Source organism: Kaistia soli DSM 19436, assembly GCF_900129325.1.
In the GTDB taxonomy this organism is placed as follows: Bacteria; Pseudomonadota; Alphaproteobacteria; order Rhizobiales; family Kaistiaceae; genus Kaistia; species Kaistia soli.
Genome location: NZ_FQUP01000001.1, coordinates 948,620 through 963,168 on the forward strand (window position 1 = coordinate 948,620; position 14,549 = coordinate 963,168).

A 14,549-nucleotide genomic window follows, 5' to 3' on the forward strand; every position below is an offset into this window, starting at 1 on the left:
TCCCCAGGCCCACGCCCGGGGATTTATTCTTGGCAGCAAACGAAGCGTCTGGATTGCCGGGTTAAGCCCGGCAACGACAGTTTGGAAAAGTCCGTGTCTGAGAAATCGACGATGGCAGACCTCCCGCCCCCCGATTATGCCCGCAATATCCGCCTGATCGGACATTCCGACCAGGGCGGACGGCCGGACGCGCTGCAAGTCATGGTGCATCGCGGCTTCGCCTATGTGGCGCATCCGTGGTCGCGGGGCTTCTCGATCGTCGATGTGCGCGACCCGAAAAATCCTGGCGCGACGGTCTATGTGCCATCGCCACCGAACACCTGGACCATCCATCTCCAGACGCATGAAGACCTGCTTCTGGTCATCCATGCACGCGATCTCTTCGCCGATTCCGCCTTCGCGGTTGACGAGAAGGTCTATTACACACGCTCGGTCGGCGAGACGGTCGGAACCGCCTCCGGCGGAACCAAGGCCCGCAACTGGTCGGCGGGCATGGCGATCTACGACATCTCGAAGCCGACGGAACCGCGGCAGATCGGCTTCTTCCCGATCGAGGGCGTCGGCGTTCATCGTATCTGGTATGTCGGCGGCCGCTACGCCTATGTCTCGGCGCTGATCGATGGCTATAGCGACTATATCTTCGTGATCGTCGATCTCGCCGACCCAACGAAGCCCGTCGAAACGGGACGCTGGTGGATCCCCGGCATGCACACGGCCGGAGGCGAGACGCCGTCATGGGAAGGCCGGCGCTATGCGCTGCATCACGCGCTGGTCGCCGGCGACACCGCCTATGCTTGCTGGCGCGACGGCGGGCTGACGATCCTCGATATCGCCGACAAATCAGCACCGAAACTCATCGCGTATCGCAACTGGTCGCCGCCCTTTGGCGGCGGCACGCACTCGCCGCTACCGCTGCCCGCCCGCAACCTGCTCGTCGTTGCCGACGAGGCCGTGCTCGATCATGAAGAGGATGGCCGCAAACACACGTTCCTCTTTGACATCCGCGAACCGTCGAACCCGGTTTCGATCGCGACGCTGCCAACGCCGGCTGAGGCGGACTACACGGCGAAGGGCGGACATTTTGGCCCGCACAACCTGCATGAGAACCGCCCGGGCAGCTTCCAGTCCGACACGCTGATCTTCGCCACCTGGCAAAATGCCGGCATCCGCGTCTTCGATATCGCCGATCCTTATCAGCCGAAGGAGACGGGCGCGCTGGTCCCCGCTGCGCCTCAGCGCATGGTCGATGCGCGCCAGAATAGGCCGCGCGTGATCCAGTCCGCAGACCTCTTCGTGGATGCAAACGGCATCATCTACGCCACCGACTACAATGCAGGGCTTTCCATCATGGAGTATGGTGGATGACTGCCACGCCGCTTTCTTGGACGAGCCCCTTGTCGGGATGCTCCGGAAGGGGCTACTAGCGCCGATCCGCGCAAACCGGCCGAGCCACTCGTCAAAAGCCATTCGCCAACGAAAAACCTCGACCAACCGAACCCTGACCGCATTGTCCACTCTCTCGCCCTCCTCCGCCGCTCCCTTCGCTGTCGCCGTCTCCGGCGTCGAGAAGGCGTTTGGGCCGACGCGCGCGCTTGCGGGCGCCGACCTCGCGGTGCGGCCGGGCGAGGTCGTGGCTTTGATGGGCGCCAACGGTGCCGGCAAGTCGACGCTCGTCAAGATCATCTCCGGCTCGCTGGCGCCAGATGCCGGCACGATCACGCTCGGCGGGCGCACCGTTTCCTTCGCCAGCCCGCGCGAGGCCAAGGCTGCCGGTGTCGCCACCGTTCACCAGGCGACAGACCAGGCCGGCGCCGGCGGCCTGACCGTCGCGGAAAACCTGCTGCTCGATGAATTCTGCGGCCGTGGTCCGCTCTTCGTGTCTGGCCGGTCAATCCGCAAGCGCGCGGCGGCCATCGCGGCGGCGCTCGATCTCGACCTGCCACTCGATCGCGACTTCATCGATCTCCGTCCGGCCGAGCGTCAGTTGATCGCCATCGCGCGCGCCGTTGCCGCCAAGGCATCCGTCCTGATCCTCGACGAGCCGACATCGAGCCTCTCCACTGCCGAGGCCGAACGGCTCTTCACGATCATCCGCCGGCTCGCGGCGAGCGGAATGGCGATCCTCTATATCTCGCACCGGCTCGGCGACCTCGCCGCCATCGCCGATCGCGCGGTGGTGCTGCGGGGCGGCGTCATCGTTGGCGAGTTCGCGCAGCCAATCGATTTTCCCGCGGCCGTCACCGCGATGATCGGTCGCCGGCTCGAAGCCGCGGCGCATTCCGGCGAAGCTTCGACCGCTCCGTCTATCCTTTCCATCCGCAATGCCCGCCTGGTGCCAGGCGCGCGGCCGTTCGATCTCGACCTCCGCTCCGGCGAGGTCGTCGCCATCACCGGCACGCTCGGTTCCGGCAAGAGCCGGCTGCTGCGCGTGCTGTTCGGCCTGACACAGCTCGATCAGGGAACTGTGACGCTCGACGGCGCACCTTGGCTTTCATCGGGCCCCGCCGCCTCGATCGCCGGCGGCGTGTTCATGGTCGCCGAGGACCGCTGGGCAAGCTCGCTGCTGCCTCCGGAAACCCCGGGCGCCTCGATCGCGGGGACGATCGCGCTGCCGCATCTGCCGCGATGGTTCCCCTCCGGGATTCTCGATACGATGCGCGAACGCGCTGTGGGGAATGACGCCATCCGCCGCCTCGGCATCAAGGCGAAGAATGCCGACGACACGCTCGACCAGCTTTCCGGCGGCAATCAGCAGAAGGTGGTCCTCGCGCGCTGGCAGGCGGCGCCATGCCGGCTGCTGCTGCTCGACGAACCCTTCCAGGGCGTCGATGTCGGTGCACGCGCCGACCTGATCACCGCCATCCGCAACAGCCAGAGCGCATCGGCCACGCTGATCGCGACCAGCGACACCGAGGAAGCGCTCGAAGTCGCCGACCGTATCCTCGTGATGCGCGACCACTCCCTCTTTGCGGCCGACGACGGCCACGGCTCGCTGACAGCAGCGATCGGCAGCGTCGAGACGGCCGAGACCCGCACCCAACCATGATGACCGAAGCACGATGACCGACATGTCCGTCCAGACAGGCGCCCCGCGCCGCACCGCCTTCGAGCTGGCGCGGCGCTACGCGCTGTTCGTGCTGCTGGCGATCATGCTGGTCGGCTTCTGGTGGGCGCAGCCTGCCTTCATCAATTCAGCCAATCTGTTCTCGATCCTGCAGGCGGTCTCGGTCGTCGCGATCCTAGGCGTCGGCGTCTCGATCACCATGTCGGCTGGCGGCTTCGATCTGTCCGTCGGTTCGGTCGCCGCCTCCTCGGTGATGGCAGCGAGCTATGCCATGGTGGTGCTGCAGTTCGGCGCCGGCGAGACCTTTGCGCTCGTGCTCTTGATGGGCGCGCTGATCGGCCTCGCGAATGGTTTGCTGATCGTCAAGGTGGGCGTGCCGGACCTTCTGGCGACGCTTTCGACCATGTTCCTGCTGGCCGGGCTGCAACTTATTCCAACCGGTGGACGCTCGATCACCGCCGGCATGATGCTGCCCGACGGCTCGACGGCGAAGGGCGCCTATGATCCGGCCTTCCTGATCCTTGGCCGCTCGCGCCTTTTCGACATCGTGCCGCTGCCGGTCGTCGTCATGGCGATTGTCGCCGTGCTCGCCTGGTTCCTGATGGAGCGCACACGCTTCGGCCGCGTGTTCTACGCGATCGGCGGCAACGAGACGGCTGCGCATCTCGCGGGCGCGCCGACCAAGGCCTATCGGCTCTGGGCCTATGTGATCTCCGGCACGCTCGCCTCGCTCGGCGGATTGATCATCGCCTCGCGCGTCGGCCGCGGCGACGTTTCGGCAGGCGCCTCGCTGCTGCTCGATGCCGTCGCCGCCTCGCTGATCGGCTTCGCCGTCCTCGACAAGCGCCGGCCGCACGTGCTCGGCACCGTGCTCGGCGCGATCTTCGTCGGGGTGCTGCTGAACGGCCTGACCATGCTCAACGCACCCTACTACACGCAGGATTTCGTCAAAGGCGTCGTGCTGGTCGGCGCGCTTGCACTGACCTTCGGGCTCGGGAAAAAGAAGCGCTAGCTTTTCTTCAGGTTGCTTCCCCGCCATGATCGAGTTCCGCAACCGCGCGGTCTCTTTCATGGATGCGAGGCCATCTTGAACAGCTCAAACAGTCGCGCCATCCTCCGCCGGCGCGACGGCCACCACGCGCGCGTCACTTTCGAGGAACTCTTCTTCGACCTCGTCTATGTCTTTGCCGTCACGCAGCTTTCGCACGAGTTGCTGCATCACCTGACATTTGCCGGCGCTATCGAAACTCTGGTGCTGTGGTTCGCGGTCTGGCTAGGCTGGCAATATACATGCTGGGTCACCAACTGGTTTGATCCTGAAAGCCCTGCCATCCGGGGGCTGCTCTTCACAATCATGCTGCTCGGATTGCTGATGACTTCCGCGATCCCCGGCGCTTTCGAGGAACGCGGCCTCATCTTCGCCGCCGCTTATGTAGCGATCCAGGTTGGACGAACGATCTATGTTCTGGCGCTGCTCGGCCAGGACCATCCGCTGGCGCCAAATTTCCGACGCATGCTTGGCTGGCTCTGCATTTCCGCCCTCTTCTGGATCGCGGGCGGGCTGGCCCATGGTGAATGGCGCGTGGCGTTGTGGGCGATCGCGGTGCTTTGCGAATATCTTTCGCCCATGCTCGGCTTCGCCCTGCCGGGGCTTGGCCGCTCGACGACGCGGGACTGGACCATCGAAGGCGGACACCTGGCCGAGCGCTGCCAGCTCTTTGTGATCGTTGCCCTGGGAGAGACCATCCTCGCTACCGGCGCGACCATGACCGACGCCGCAACTTGGGATCCGCAGATCGTCGCCGGCCTTCTCGCGACCTTCCTCGGCACGCTGGCAATGTGGTGGCTCTATTTCGGCACGTCCAGCAAGGACGCCAGCGACGTCATCACCCGCTCGGACGATCCAGGCCGCATCGGCGCCTATTTTCACTATGTCCATGCGGTGCTCGTCGCCGGCGTCATCGTCACCGCGGTCGGCAATGACCTAGTGCTCGCCCACCCGCTGGGGCATCTGGATATAGCGCAGGTGATCACGCTCATCGCTGGTCCGGCCATCTATCTCGTTGCCAGCGCGCTCTATCGCAGGATCGTCTACGCCGTCCTGCCCGCCTCGCATGTCGCCGGCCTCATAGCGCTGGCCGTGCTGGTGCCCGTGGCCCACGCAACCAATGTCCTGGTCATGGGGTGGCTGACGACGATCGTCCTGTTGGCCGTCTGCCTCTATGAGACCCGCCAGCTACGCGCCAGCCGCAGACCGACGGCCGCCGGATAGGCACGGAGATTCCGCCTTATAGTGCCTTCACCGCCGCCACAATATCGTCGGGCGTGCGGAAGCTGTGTGGTTCGAGCAGGAACGTCCGGGCAAGCCGCGCGGACTTGGCTTCCAACGGCGCACGACGGGCCGGATCGGCGATCAGCTCGAAATCCGCATTGTGCGCGAAGCCGAGAATGCGCCGGATCGTCTTGACGCCGGCATAGCCGATCGCGTCGGCAAAGAGCCGGTCGACAAAGGCCTTCCGTGCGCCAGCCAGCACCGCGGCATCGCCCGGATTGGAGAACATGGCCGGCGGATAGGCATCGCCGCGCGCCTTTTCGTCCCAGAGGGCCAGGAAGCGGCTCGAGAAGGTGTCCCAGAACACCGGCACCTGGCTGAGAACCCAATCCGCCTCGGCCTTCCGATCATCGCCCGGGGTCGCATGCCCTGCCTGCGCGATTGCGTTCATGACGAGATTGGCGATGAAGGCGCCGATATCGAAACCGATCGGCCCGACAAAGGCGAATTCGGGATCCATGACGCGGGTGTCGGTCTCGGTGACCATCACCGAGCCGGTATGGAGGTCGCCATGGATCAGCGCCTGCGCCTCGGTCAGGAAGCGGCGGCCCCATTCGGCGACCGTCACCTTCAGCGCACTGTCGGCGCGGAATTCCGCCGCGAGGCCGTCGAGCGCCGGACTGGTCCAGCGGTTGCGCGGCGAGTTGGCGAGCGGATCGGTGAAGACCACTTCAGCCGTAATGCGGATGAGCGACGTGTTGCGCGCGAAGGTCGACATCAACTCGGCCTTCTCCTCCAGCGTCGCGCCGAAATCGGAGGTCGCGAAGGTGGAGCGGGCGGCGAATTCGGCCACGGCGGCGGCGGCGCCCGGATAGCGGCGGCCCTCGATCAGCCCTCGGCGGAGAATGATATGCGGCGACAGCCGCTCCATCACGATCGCGTAGAGCTCGGGCTGGTAATAGAAGAAGCGCGGCGTCAGCCCTTCCGAATAGGGCGCCACGGCGCGGTAGTAGGATTGCTCGAAAAAGGCGCGGTCGAGCGGCAGCGGCCAGCTCTCGCCGGCGGCGCGCACATATGGCAGCGATTGCTTGACACAGAGCGAGCCTTCCGGACCGTCGATCAGGAAGACGAGGTTGAGATTGCCATCGCCGACCTCGATGATCGACCAGTCGGGGGGACGGCCGCCAAGGCGATCACGAAGGTCCGGCAGGCCGGCGAGGAAATCGCGCAGCGAAGCGTCATCGAGCGCGCGATAACCGGCGGGCGTGGCGAGCGTCATGGATGCATCTCTTCTTCAACGCAAACATCGCCCCTCTGTGACGAGGGGCGATGCAAACGGGTTAGGCAAAAGCGGATCGGCTTACTTGAAGGTAGCCTCGACCAGCTTGGCGTAGTCGGCTTCGACAGCGTCGAGCGCCTTGACGACGTCGGACTCTGCGCCACCGAGCTTGGCGATATAGGCCTCGCCCATCGGCTGCTTGTCCCATTCGTTGCCGATGAAACGGGCCGTCGCGGTGCCTGAACCGGAGATGGTCGGCTTTGGCGGGCCGAATTCGCTGGCCGCCTTGGTCAGGCCGGCAAGGAACGCCGCATTGTCAAGGCCGCTATACGGCTTGCCGTCGTCGCCGACGACATTGAGGAAGATCTGGTCATCCCCGAAAGCCGTGTAGCCGCCACCAAGACCCTTGTCGACCGAGGCCGCCTTCTCGAAGAAGGCCTGCGCGACCTTGTCATCGAGCGCCTTGTCCGGAAAGGTCACCACGACATAGCCGGTCGTGGCGTTCTCATCGTCGAGGCCTGAGACCAGGACGCTATATTGACGGAACACATAGCCGAGGCCAGCCGCGAAGCGATCGGCCTCGTCGCTGGAAATCTCGGCTTCGGTCTGCAGCGACGCATTGGTCTTCAGCAGATAGCCGCCAGGCGTCACCTCAGTATCGAGATCGTTGGAATCGATCCCGACCGCGTCAGCGATTTTCGGGACGATCTCTTCCAGAGCCTTGGCTGCGAAGGCGGCGCGGTCGGAATAACCGGCCGCCTCGAGCTTCGGAAGGTCGAAGCCGGCGGACGGCGTCGCCTCATAGGAAATGAGATAGCTGTCCGGCTCTTGAGCGAGCGCACCGCCCGCGGTGAACAGGGCGAAGGCGGCCGCGAGGGCCGCCTTGCTCAAAGAGGATCGAAGCCGAAACTGGGATCGAAGACTCTGAATCACGCGGGCCCCCTTGGCTCTGGCGAGTTTGGTTCTGGCTTACTTGACGGCCGGAATCCACGGCGCAGTCGCTGCGTCGCTCTTTCCGAAGGCCGGCAGCTTAGCGTCCAAATCCTCAACCGTCTTGATGGCGTTGTCACGCAGGTCCTTCTGCGTGATCAGCACCGGCTTGACGATGATGTTGTGGCCCGGATCCTCGCCGGCGATCAGCTTGGCCACGGCGCGCACCGATACCTGGCCGACGACGGCAGGGTTGGTGGCGGCGGTCGCGACCCAGGGGCTGCCCTCGGCGGCGATCTCGGTGATGTCGGCGGTCGAAACGTCGGCCGAGTAGATCTTGACCTTGTCGGAGATTCCGGCCTCGTCGGTGGCAAGCTTCACGCCGCGGGCGAACTCGTCATAGGGCGCGAAGACGACGGTGATATCGGGATTGGCCTGGAACGCGGCCTTGGTCTGGTCGGCGGTCGAGGTGGCGGTTGTGTCGTTTACCGCGCCCCAGCGGGCCTTTTCCACGATGCCGGGATTGGCCTTCTTGACCTCGTCCCAGATCTCGTTGCGGCGGTCGAGCGGCGCGAAGCCCGCGACATAGACATAGCCGGCATTGAAGGCCTTGCCGTTGTCGGCGAGCGCCTGCTCGAGCGCGGCCTTGGCGAGCTCATGGTCGCTCTGCTCGACCTGCGGAATTTTCGGGTTGTCGAGATTGACGTCGAATGCGACGACCTTGATGCCCGCGTCGAGCGCCTTCTGGGCGACATCCTTCAGCGCTTCCGGCTGGCCGTGATCGATGATGATGCCCTGGACGCCGAGATTGATCGCCTGCTCGACCTGCTCGCGCTGGGCGGCGGCATCCTGGCGGCCGGAGAAGATCTGCAGATCGATGCCGAGCGCCTTGGCCTGCGCCTGTGCGCCGGCCTGATAGGCCTGGAAGAAGTCACCGCCCGAGATGAAGGTGACGAGCGCGACCTTAACACCGCCCTTGTCGAAAGGCGCCGGTGCGCCGGCAAGGCCTTCACCGAAGGCCGGGGCGGCAAAAAGGCTGCCCGCGAGGAGCGTGGCGCCGGCCAGCCCCGAAAGAAGACGCTTCATGGATGTTTCTCCCGTTGATCTTGTCTTTGAGCCGGTCCCACGTCAGTCCCGCGCCAGCGGAACGAACAGCCTCAAGACAGGTGAAATCGCAATCATTTTTTGATACAGCGGCCACACAGGGTGGTGGAACGAAGGATTTTCTCTTTCGCGACGCTGGATTGGGAAATTCCGCCTCCCATAGCAGCCCTGCCGCGGCTTATCTGAAGCGGGTGCCGGCCTGATGCCGACGCGCGCGCCTTGATGGAGTGTGTCCTGTTGTCTGCCGTTCCGCTGACCGCTGAGCAGAATCGCGAAACCGCAGCCGTCGCCGAGGTCATCGCCGCCGGCCGGGCTGCCGCGCTCCGCCACTGGGTGCCGGCGACCTCGGGCAATTTCTCGGTGCGGATCAACGCCGACCGCGTCGCGATAACGCGCTCAGGCGTCGACAAGGGCGCTCTCACCAGCGCCGACATCCTGATCCAGCCGCTGGACGCGCCGCTGCTGCCGCGCTCGTCGGCGGAGGCGCCGCTGCATCTCGCGCTCTATCGCCGCGATCCGTCGATCGGCGCCATCTTCCATGTTCACGCGCCGGGCTCCACGGTGCTCTCGCGTGTTGCCGGTCCCGGCGGACTGCGGCTGACGGGCTGGGAGTTGCAGAAAGCGCTTCCCGGCATCACCTCTCACGAGCAGGCGATCGAGGTGCCGGTCTTTGCCAACGACCAGGATACCGACCGCCTCGCCGGCCTCGTCGAAGCGCGCCTTGCGGCGCCAACCGCGGACGGTGCGCTGCTCGCCCCCGGCTATCTACTGGCCGGACACGGACTTTATGCCTGGGGCACCTCTCCGAAAGAGGCCGCCCGTCATCTTGAAGCGCTCGAAACGCTGTTCGAATTCGAGCTTTCCTATCGGAGGTTCACGCCATGACGACGCTCAACATCTATGAAGACAGCAAGCCCGACGTGGCTGTCGTCTCCACCAGCGATCCGGCCGAAATCGGCGAGCGACTGAGCGCCGTCGGCGTTCAGTTCGAGCGCTGGAAGGCCGAAGTCGAGCTGCCGGAAAACGCCACGCAGGAGCAGGTCATCGCCGCCTACAAGGCTGAGGTCGACCGCCTCTCCGCTGCTGCCGGCTACCAGACCGTCGACGTGATCCGCATCACGCCCGACAATCCGAACAAGGACGCGCTGCGCGCCAAGTTCCTCGACGAGCACATCCATGACGAGGACGAGGTTCGCTTTTTTGTCGAGGGATCGGGCGCGTTCTACCTGCATCTCGACGACAAGGTCTACCAGGTCGTCTGCACCCGCGACGACCTGCTCTCGGTCCCGGCGGGCACGCTGCATTGGTTCGACATGGGCCCGGAGCCGCGCTTCACCTGCATCCGCCTGTTCGTGACGCCCGATGGCTGGGTCGCCAAGTTCACCGGCGACAAGATCTCTGCCAGCATCCCCCGTTTCGGCGAGCAGGCCGCGGCATAGGGCTTCTTCCAGGAGGTAACGAACTCCTTGGCGCGATCCGAACATCTCCCGTGAGGCTGCCGCCAATCGCGGCTTGCCTCACGGCAAAACCATGCGACTCTGGCGGCCCTTTGCAATGAACCGGGCCGCCCGCATGACACGAGAACTGCTCCACAGCGCCACCATCATGACCGTCGATCCGGCCGACCGGATCGTCGAGGGTGGTTGGCTGGCAATCGAAGACGGCCGCATCGCGGCGCTCGGCTCGGCTTCGAACCAGCCGGCCATCGGTGGATTTGACCGTGTCACGGATCTGTCCGGCCATCTCCTGATGCCCGGCCTCGTCAATGCCCACACGCACAGCGTCATGGTGCTCTTCCGTGGCCATGCCGAGGGACACAGCCTCCTCACCATGGATGGCTGGTACAACACGATCCGCGAGCCTGAACTCGCAATGGTCGCCGAAGACGTCGCGCCCGCCGTTGCGCTGTCCTGCGCCGAGATGGCGCTTTCCGGCACCACCACGTTCTGCGACCAGTATTTCTTCGCCGAGGAGATCGCCGGCGCCGCCGGCAAGGCTGGCCTTCGCGCTGTGGTCGCCTATGGCATCGTCCAGCTCGGCGACGAGGTCCGCGGCGCCGAGGAGCTCGCGCGGGCGACAGCCTTCGTCGAGGGCCAGCGCTCGGCCGATGGTCGGATCGTGCCTTGGTTCGGTCCGCATGCCCCCTATGTCGACAACACCGAGGCGCTGCTTGCCGAGGAGGTCGTCGTCGCCAATCGCCTCGGCTGCGGCGTGCATCTGCACATGGCCTGCGGCCCCGAGGACAACGAAGAGACACTGGCGCGCTATGGCACGACGGCGTCGGTGGCGCTGGAAAAAGCCGGCTTCTTCAACGGCCGCATCCATGCCGCGCATTGCCTCGATCTTTCCGACGAGGACATCGCGGTTTTCGCCCGGGCGGAAGCCGCCTCGATCGCGCATTGCGCCTCGGCGGGCCTGCGCTCCGGCCGCGAGGCGATCTGCCCCGTGGTGCCGCTGCGCAAGGCCGGCGTCACCGTTGCGCTGGGCACCGACAATGTCGCGGCCAACAATGCCTATGACATGGTCGCTGAGATGCGCGTCGCCGGCCTCGTCGCCTCGCATCGCGAACGGCAGGCGCAGCCCATATCCTCACGCGAACTGGTGCGCATGGCTACGATCGACGGCGCCAAGGCGCTCGGCCTCGATCATGAGATCGGCAGTCTCGAGGTTGGCAAGGCGGCCGATCTCGTCGCCATCGACATTTCCGGCCCGGGCTATTCGCCCGTCCCGGATGTCGCGACGCTCCTCGTCTATTCGGGTTCCGGTCGCGACACGCGCCATGTCTGGGTCGCTGGCGAACGGATCGTCGATGATCGCAAGCTGACACGCCGCGCCTTCGCCGACATCCGCACCGACTATGCGACGGCCTATGAGATCTTCTGGCGCCGCGTCGCGGCCCGCCGGGAGGCTGCATGATGGCGCGGCCTCTGCTCATCGACACCGATGGCGGCACCGACGATGCGCTGGCGATTGCGCTGCTCGTCGCACTCGGACGCGCGCCGGATTATGTCACCACCGTCTTCGGCAATGTCGGCCTCGACCAGGCCACCGACAACATCCTGGCGACGCTCGCCATTCTCGGCTGCACCGCACCAGTCCATGCCGGTGCGGACCGCCCGCTGATCGGGGCGGCCATCGACGCCTCCGACGTTCACGGCACGGACGGCCTCGGTGGCGCGCCACGGCCAGCGAAGACGGCCAGTATCGTCTCGCGCAATGGCGTCGATTTCCTGCGCGCGATGCTGCGCCAGGCGGCACGGGCGGAAACGCCTATCGACATTCTCGCGCTCGGCCCGCTGACAAATCTCGCGCTTGCCTTCAGGGCTGAGCCGGCGATCGCAGCCGGCGTTGGCGAACTCGTGATCATGGGCGGCACGTGCTTCGGCCGCGGCAATGTTACCGGGGCGGCGGAGTTCAACATTCTTGCCGACCCGGAGGCCGCCAGCATCGTGCTCTCGCTGCCTCTGCCAACCGTGGTGGTACCGTGGGAACCCTGTGTTGAAGCTGCGCTTTCCGGGAGCGACCTCGACGCACTCTTCGCGCGCACCGGCAGCGGGCCGCGGCAATCCTTCCTGAAGGCGCTGGCTGACCAGCTTCGCCGCGTCTCGATCGCTTATGGCGAGGGTGATCGCCTCTCGCCGGCCGACCCACTGGCGGCGGGCGTGCTGATCGAGCGCGGCATCGCCACGCGCACCCTCCGCGCGGGGGTGGGGGTCGAGTGCGGCGGCGCTTATGCCCGCGGCGCAACGATCCTCGACCTTCCCGGCAAATGGAATCTGCCGCTGATCGAGACCGTCGAGCATGTCGACGCTGCGGCCTTCAAGGCGCTGTTCGAGCAGGCTATCGTGGCGCTCGCCGACGACTGACGAGGCCGTGGCCAGACGGCCGGTCGACTAGCACACGTCAAAAAGGCGTCCCAGCCGCGGCCGGAACGCCTATTTTAGTGGCACTAAATTTTTGGGGGAGGTCTGACAGAAGACTGAGCCCAGCGACGGCCGCGAGACCGCCCGTGACCCGGCCAGGCGCAATGCCCATCGCTGCCAGCCTTGCTGATGAGGGAGCGGAAGCCGATGTCCACCGCATGCAGGCCGGCGGTCGCGATCAGAAAACCAGCAGCATCGGCAAGACCGGCGGCGTTTTCAGGCATTTCAGCGCCATGAGCGAAGCCGTGGAAGACGGCAAACGGTCCGACGACTCCCATCGCGACTGCGACCGGAAAAACTTGACGCTAAAGGCAACCGCAGGCCGAGACAGATGACGGATGGCGTGATGCCGATCTCTACGGCTGGAAGCGCGAAGCCAGCCATGCCGAGGATCCCGCCTAGCACCATCAGGAGAACGGACTTTGCCGGAACCAGAAGATGCGCTTCCCGCCAAGCTGGAAAGCGAACACAAACGCCAGTTCGGCGGCACCATCATTGTTAGGGTAAGCGAAGACGTCTGATGACAAAGCCTGTCATTGACCCGAACCCTCGCGATGCTGGCGCAACCTTGGGGCCGACCGAGCGATTGTAGGCATAACGGGTAGATGCTGAAAAAACAGAACGCAAGAAATGCCCTGCATGCACCTCGCGCAGGTTCGCATGCAGGAACTGCCGGCTTCATATCCAGGACCTGCACGATCGACGCACAACGAATGTCCGTGGGCGGTGCAGATTTTGAGCTTGCACAGAAAATGCGCCGACCTAGGATCAGTTGGCCCATCGGGCGCGGACCAGCGCGGACAGAGCTGCTGCGGAACGAATCGGGGTCGTTTTTTTCAGTAACGTGACGTCGTTCAATCGTCACAGCCAGTCGGCAGGGAGACCAGTTCGATGACGAAGATGATTAAGGCGCTGACGCAGAGCGCGGCAGTGTTGACGGTGGCGGCGAGTTTCGGTGCCGTGACCGTCCCCGCCAATGCCCAGACGACCTATACCAAGGAAAACCCGCTCAAGGTGGCGCTCGTCCTGAACGGCACCCTTGGCGACAAGGCGTTCTTCGACTCGGCGCAGGACGGTATGAACCGCGCCATGAAGGATCTTCCGGTCACCGTGAAGACGATCGAGGCCGGTTACAATCGCGCGAACTGGGAGCCGGCTCTCGCCGATGCAGCCGACAGTGATTACGACGTGATCATCGCAGGCTCGTTCGACATGGCCGATCCGATGGCGCAGGTCGCTCCGGACCATCCCGATAAGAAGTTCATCTATTTCGACAATGTGATGGACTATTCGAAGGGCTTCGAGAACGTGCTCTCGGTCCAGTACCGGACATCGACGGCTGCCTATCTCGCAGGCTACGCCGCCGCGAGCACCTCCAAGACCGGCACGCTCGGCCAGATCCTCGGCACCGAAGGTTCCGTGATCCTGGAATTCGTCGTCGGCTTCGAACAGGGCGCCAAGGCTGCCAAGCCTGACATCAAGCTGCTGCGCGCGACGGTCAACTCGGCCAACCCGTTCAGCGACCCGGCCAAAGGCAAGGAACTGGCCCTCGCCCAGATCCAGCAGGGCGCGGACGTGATCTTCCCGATCGCCGGCGGTACGGGCATTGGTGCGCTGCAGGCAGCGCGTGACTCCAAGGTCATGGCCATCGGCGTCGACGCCGACCAGGCGACGATCTTCTCGGCAACCGACCCGGCCCAGGCCGACGTCATCATCACCTCGGTCGAGAAGCGCGTTGGCGACTCCCTCTACCTGATCCTGAAGCAGACCGTCGACGGCACCGCGAAGTATGGCACCGCCTCGACCCTCGGCCTGCAGGAAGGTTCGACGGGCATCTCGAAGAACAAGTGGTATGACGGCTTTGTTCCGGCCGACGTCCGCGCCAAGATCGATCAGGCCGAGCAGGACATCATCGCCGGCAAGATCAAGGTCGACACGACCATGCAGTAAGGCCAGTTCGCCGCCCCGCCTACAACC

At 65.0% G+C, this 14,549-nt stretch carries 14 protein-coding genes; 9 read left to right on the forward strand and 5 right to left on the reverse strand.

Going from position 1 to position 14,549, the window contains the following annotated elements; genetic code table 11:
• The first annotated feature begins 111 nt into the window (after positions 1–111).
• The 4 genes from BUB39_RS04670 (at position 112) to BUB39_RS04685 (ending at position 5,336) form a co-directional block, all read left to right on the forward strand.
• Entirely contained in the window at positions 112–1,365 is a 1,254-nt protein-coding gene (locus tag BUB39_RS04670; protein WP_073051814.1) for an LVIVD repeat-containing protein, read from the forward strand.
• A gap of 142 nt (positions 1,366–1,507) precedes the next feature.
• A complete protein-coding gene (locus BUB39_RS04675) occupies positions 1,508–3,046 on the forward strand; it encodes a sugar ABC transporter ATP-binding protein (RefSeq protein WP_073051815.1) in 1,539 nt (512 codons plus the stop codon).
• 22 nt (positions 3,047–3,068) lie between these two features.
• Positions 3,069–4,076, forward strand: a complete 1,008-nt coding sequence (locus BUB39_RS04680; RefSeq protein WP_244540148.1) for an ABC transporter permease — start codon at positions 3,069–3,071, stop codon at positions 4,074–4,076.
• Between the two features lie 75 nt (positions 4,077–4,151).
• Entirely contained in the window at positions 4,152–5,336 is a 1,185-nt protein-coding gene (locus tag BUB39_RS04685) for a low temperature requirement protein A (RefSeq protein WP_073051817.1), read from the forward strand.
• A gap of 16 nt (positions 5,337–5,352) precedes the next feature.
• On the opposite strand, the gene mtnK is transcribed toward BUB39_RS04685, so the two are convergent.
• The 3 genes from mtnK to BUB39_RS04700 form a co-directional block, all read right to left on the reverse strand.
• The gene (mtnK, locus tag BUB39_RS04690) at positions 5,353–6,615 is read right to left on the reverse strand and encodes an S-methyl-5-thioribose kinase (protein WP_073051818.1); all 1,263 of its coding nucleotides are present in this window, start codon (positions 6,613–6,615) and stop codon (positions 5,353–5,355) included.
• A gap of 81 nt (positions 6,616–6,696) precedes the next feature.
• Complete coding sequence (locus BUB39_RS04695) at positions 6,697–7,506, reverse strand: hypothetical protein (RefSeq protein ID WP_244540149.1); 810 nt, start codon at positions 7,504–7,506, stop codon at positions 6,697–6,699.
• A 78-nt stretch (positions 7,507–7,584) separates the two neighbouring features.
• On the reverse strand, positions 7,585–8,631 hold the full coding sequence (locus BUB39_RS04700; RefSeq protein WP_073051819.1) for a substrate-binding domain-containing protein: 1,047 nt from the start codon (positions 8,629–8,631) through the stop codon (positions 7,585–7,587).
• 255 nt (positions 8,632–8,886) lie between these two features.
• Between BUB39_RS04700 and mtnB the strand changes: the two genes are divergently transcribed.
• From mtnB to BUB39_RS04720, 4 genes are all read left to right on the forward strand, one after another.
• The gene (gene mtnB / locus BUB39_RS04705; RefSeq protein ID WP_244540150.1) at positions 8,887–9,534 is read left to right on the forward strand and encodes a methylthioribulose 1-phosphate dehydratase; all 648 of its coding nucleotides are present in this window, start codon (positions 8,887–8,889) and stop codon (positions 9,532–9,534) included.
• A complete protein-coding gene (locus tag BUB39_RS04710; RefSeq protein WP_073051820.1) occupies positions 9,531–10,088 on the forward strand; it encodes a 1,2-dihydroxy-3-keto-5-methylthiopentene dioxygenase in 558 nt (185 codons plus the stop codon). The genes mtnB and BUB39_RS04710 overlap by 4 nt, the downstream gene beginning before the upstream one ends.
• 133 nt (positions 10,089–10,221) lie before the next feature.
• Positions 10,222–11,565 carry an amidohydrolase family protein gene (locus BUB39_RS04715; protein ID WP_073051821.1) on the forward strand — a complete coding sequence of 448 codons (1,344 nt, stop codon included), beginning with the start codon at positions 10,222–10,224 and terminating at the stop codon, positions 11,563–11,565.
• Positions 11,562–12,515, forward strand: coding sequence for a nucleoside hydrolase (locus BUB39_RS04720; RefSeq protein WP_073051822.1), 954 nt, complete (start codon positions 11,562–11,564; stop codon positions 12,513–12,515). The genes BUB39_RS04715 and BUB39_RS04720 overlap by 4 nt, the downstream gene beginning before the upstream one ends.
• Before the next feature lie 83 nt (positions 12,516–12,598).
• Here the strand turns inward: BUB39_RS04720 and BUB39_RS25960 are convergent, their stop codons facing one another.
• Both BUB39_RS25960 and BUB39_RS25965 read right to left on the reverse strand, forming a co-directional pair.
• Positions 12,599–12,850, reverse strand: a complete 252-nt coding sequence (locus tag BUB39_RS25960; RefSeq protein WP_139251337.1) for a HupE/UreJ family protein — start codon at positions 12,848–12,850, stop codon at positions 12,599–12,601.
• Positions 12,798–12,980, reverse strand: a complete 183-nt coding sequence (locus tag BUB39_RS25965) for a HupE/UreJ family protein (RefSeq protein WP_139251338.1) — start codon at positions 12,978–12,980, stop codon at positions 12,798–12,800. The genes BUB39_RS25960 and BUB39_RS25965 overlap by 53 nt, the downstream gene beginning before the upstream one ends.
• Before the next feature lie 483 nt (positions 12,981–13,463).
• Between BUB39_RS25965 and BUB39_RS04730 the strand changes: the two genes are divergently transcribed.
• Positions 13,464–14,522 carry a BMP family lipoprotein gene (locus BUB39_RS04730; RefSeq protein WP_210187028.1) on the forward strand — a complete coding sequence of 353 codons (1,059 nt, stop codon included), beginning with the start codon at positions 13,464–13,466 and terminating at the stop codon, positions 14,520–14,522.
• Positions 14,523–14,549 lie beyond the last annotated feature (27 nt).

Bases quoted from the DNA above. Each gene is read 5' to 3' on its own strand.
- BUB39_RS04715 (WP_073051821.1), top strand. From the start codon at position 10,222: ATGACACGAGAACTGCTCCACAGCGCCACCATCATGACCGTCGATCCG.
- BUB39_RS04680 (WP_244540148.1), top strand. From the start codon at position 3,069: ATGTCCGTCCAGACAGGCGCCCCGCGCCGCACCGCCTTCGAGCTGGCG.
- BUB39_RS25965 (WP_139251338.1), bottom strand. From the start codon at position 12,980: ATGGTGCTAGGCGGGATCCTCGGCATGGCTGGCTTCGCGCTTCCAGCC.
- BUB39_RS04670 (WP_073051814.1), top strand. From the start codon at position 112: ATGGCAGACCTCCCGCCCCCCGATTATGCCCGCAATATCCGCCTGATC.
- BUB39_RS04700 (WP_073051819.1), bottom strand. From the start codon at position 8,631: ATGAAGCGTCTTCTTTCGGGGCTGGCCGGCGCCACGCTCCTCGCGGGC.
- mtnK (WP_073051818.1), bottom strand. From the start codon at position 6,615: ATGACGCTCGCCACGCCCGCCGGTTATCGCGCGCTCGATGACGCTTCG.
- BUB39_RS04720 (WP_073051822.1), top strand. From the start codon at position 11,562: ATGATGGCGCGGCCTCTGCTCATCGACACCGATGGCGGCACCGACGAT.
- BUB39_RS25960 (WP_139251337.1), bottom strand. From the start codon at position 12,850: ATGGGAGTCGTCGGACCGTTTGCCGTCTTCCACGGCTTCGCTCATGGC.
- BUB39_RS04730 (WP_210187028.1), top strand. From the start codon at position 13,464: ATGACGAAGATGATTAAGGCGCTGACGCAGAGCGCGGCAGTGTTGACG.
- BUB39_RS04710 (WP_073051820.1), top strand. From the start codon at position 9,531: ATGACGACGCTCAACATCTATGAAGACAGCAAGCCCGACGTGGCTGTC.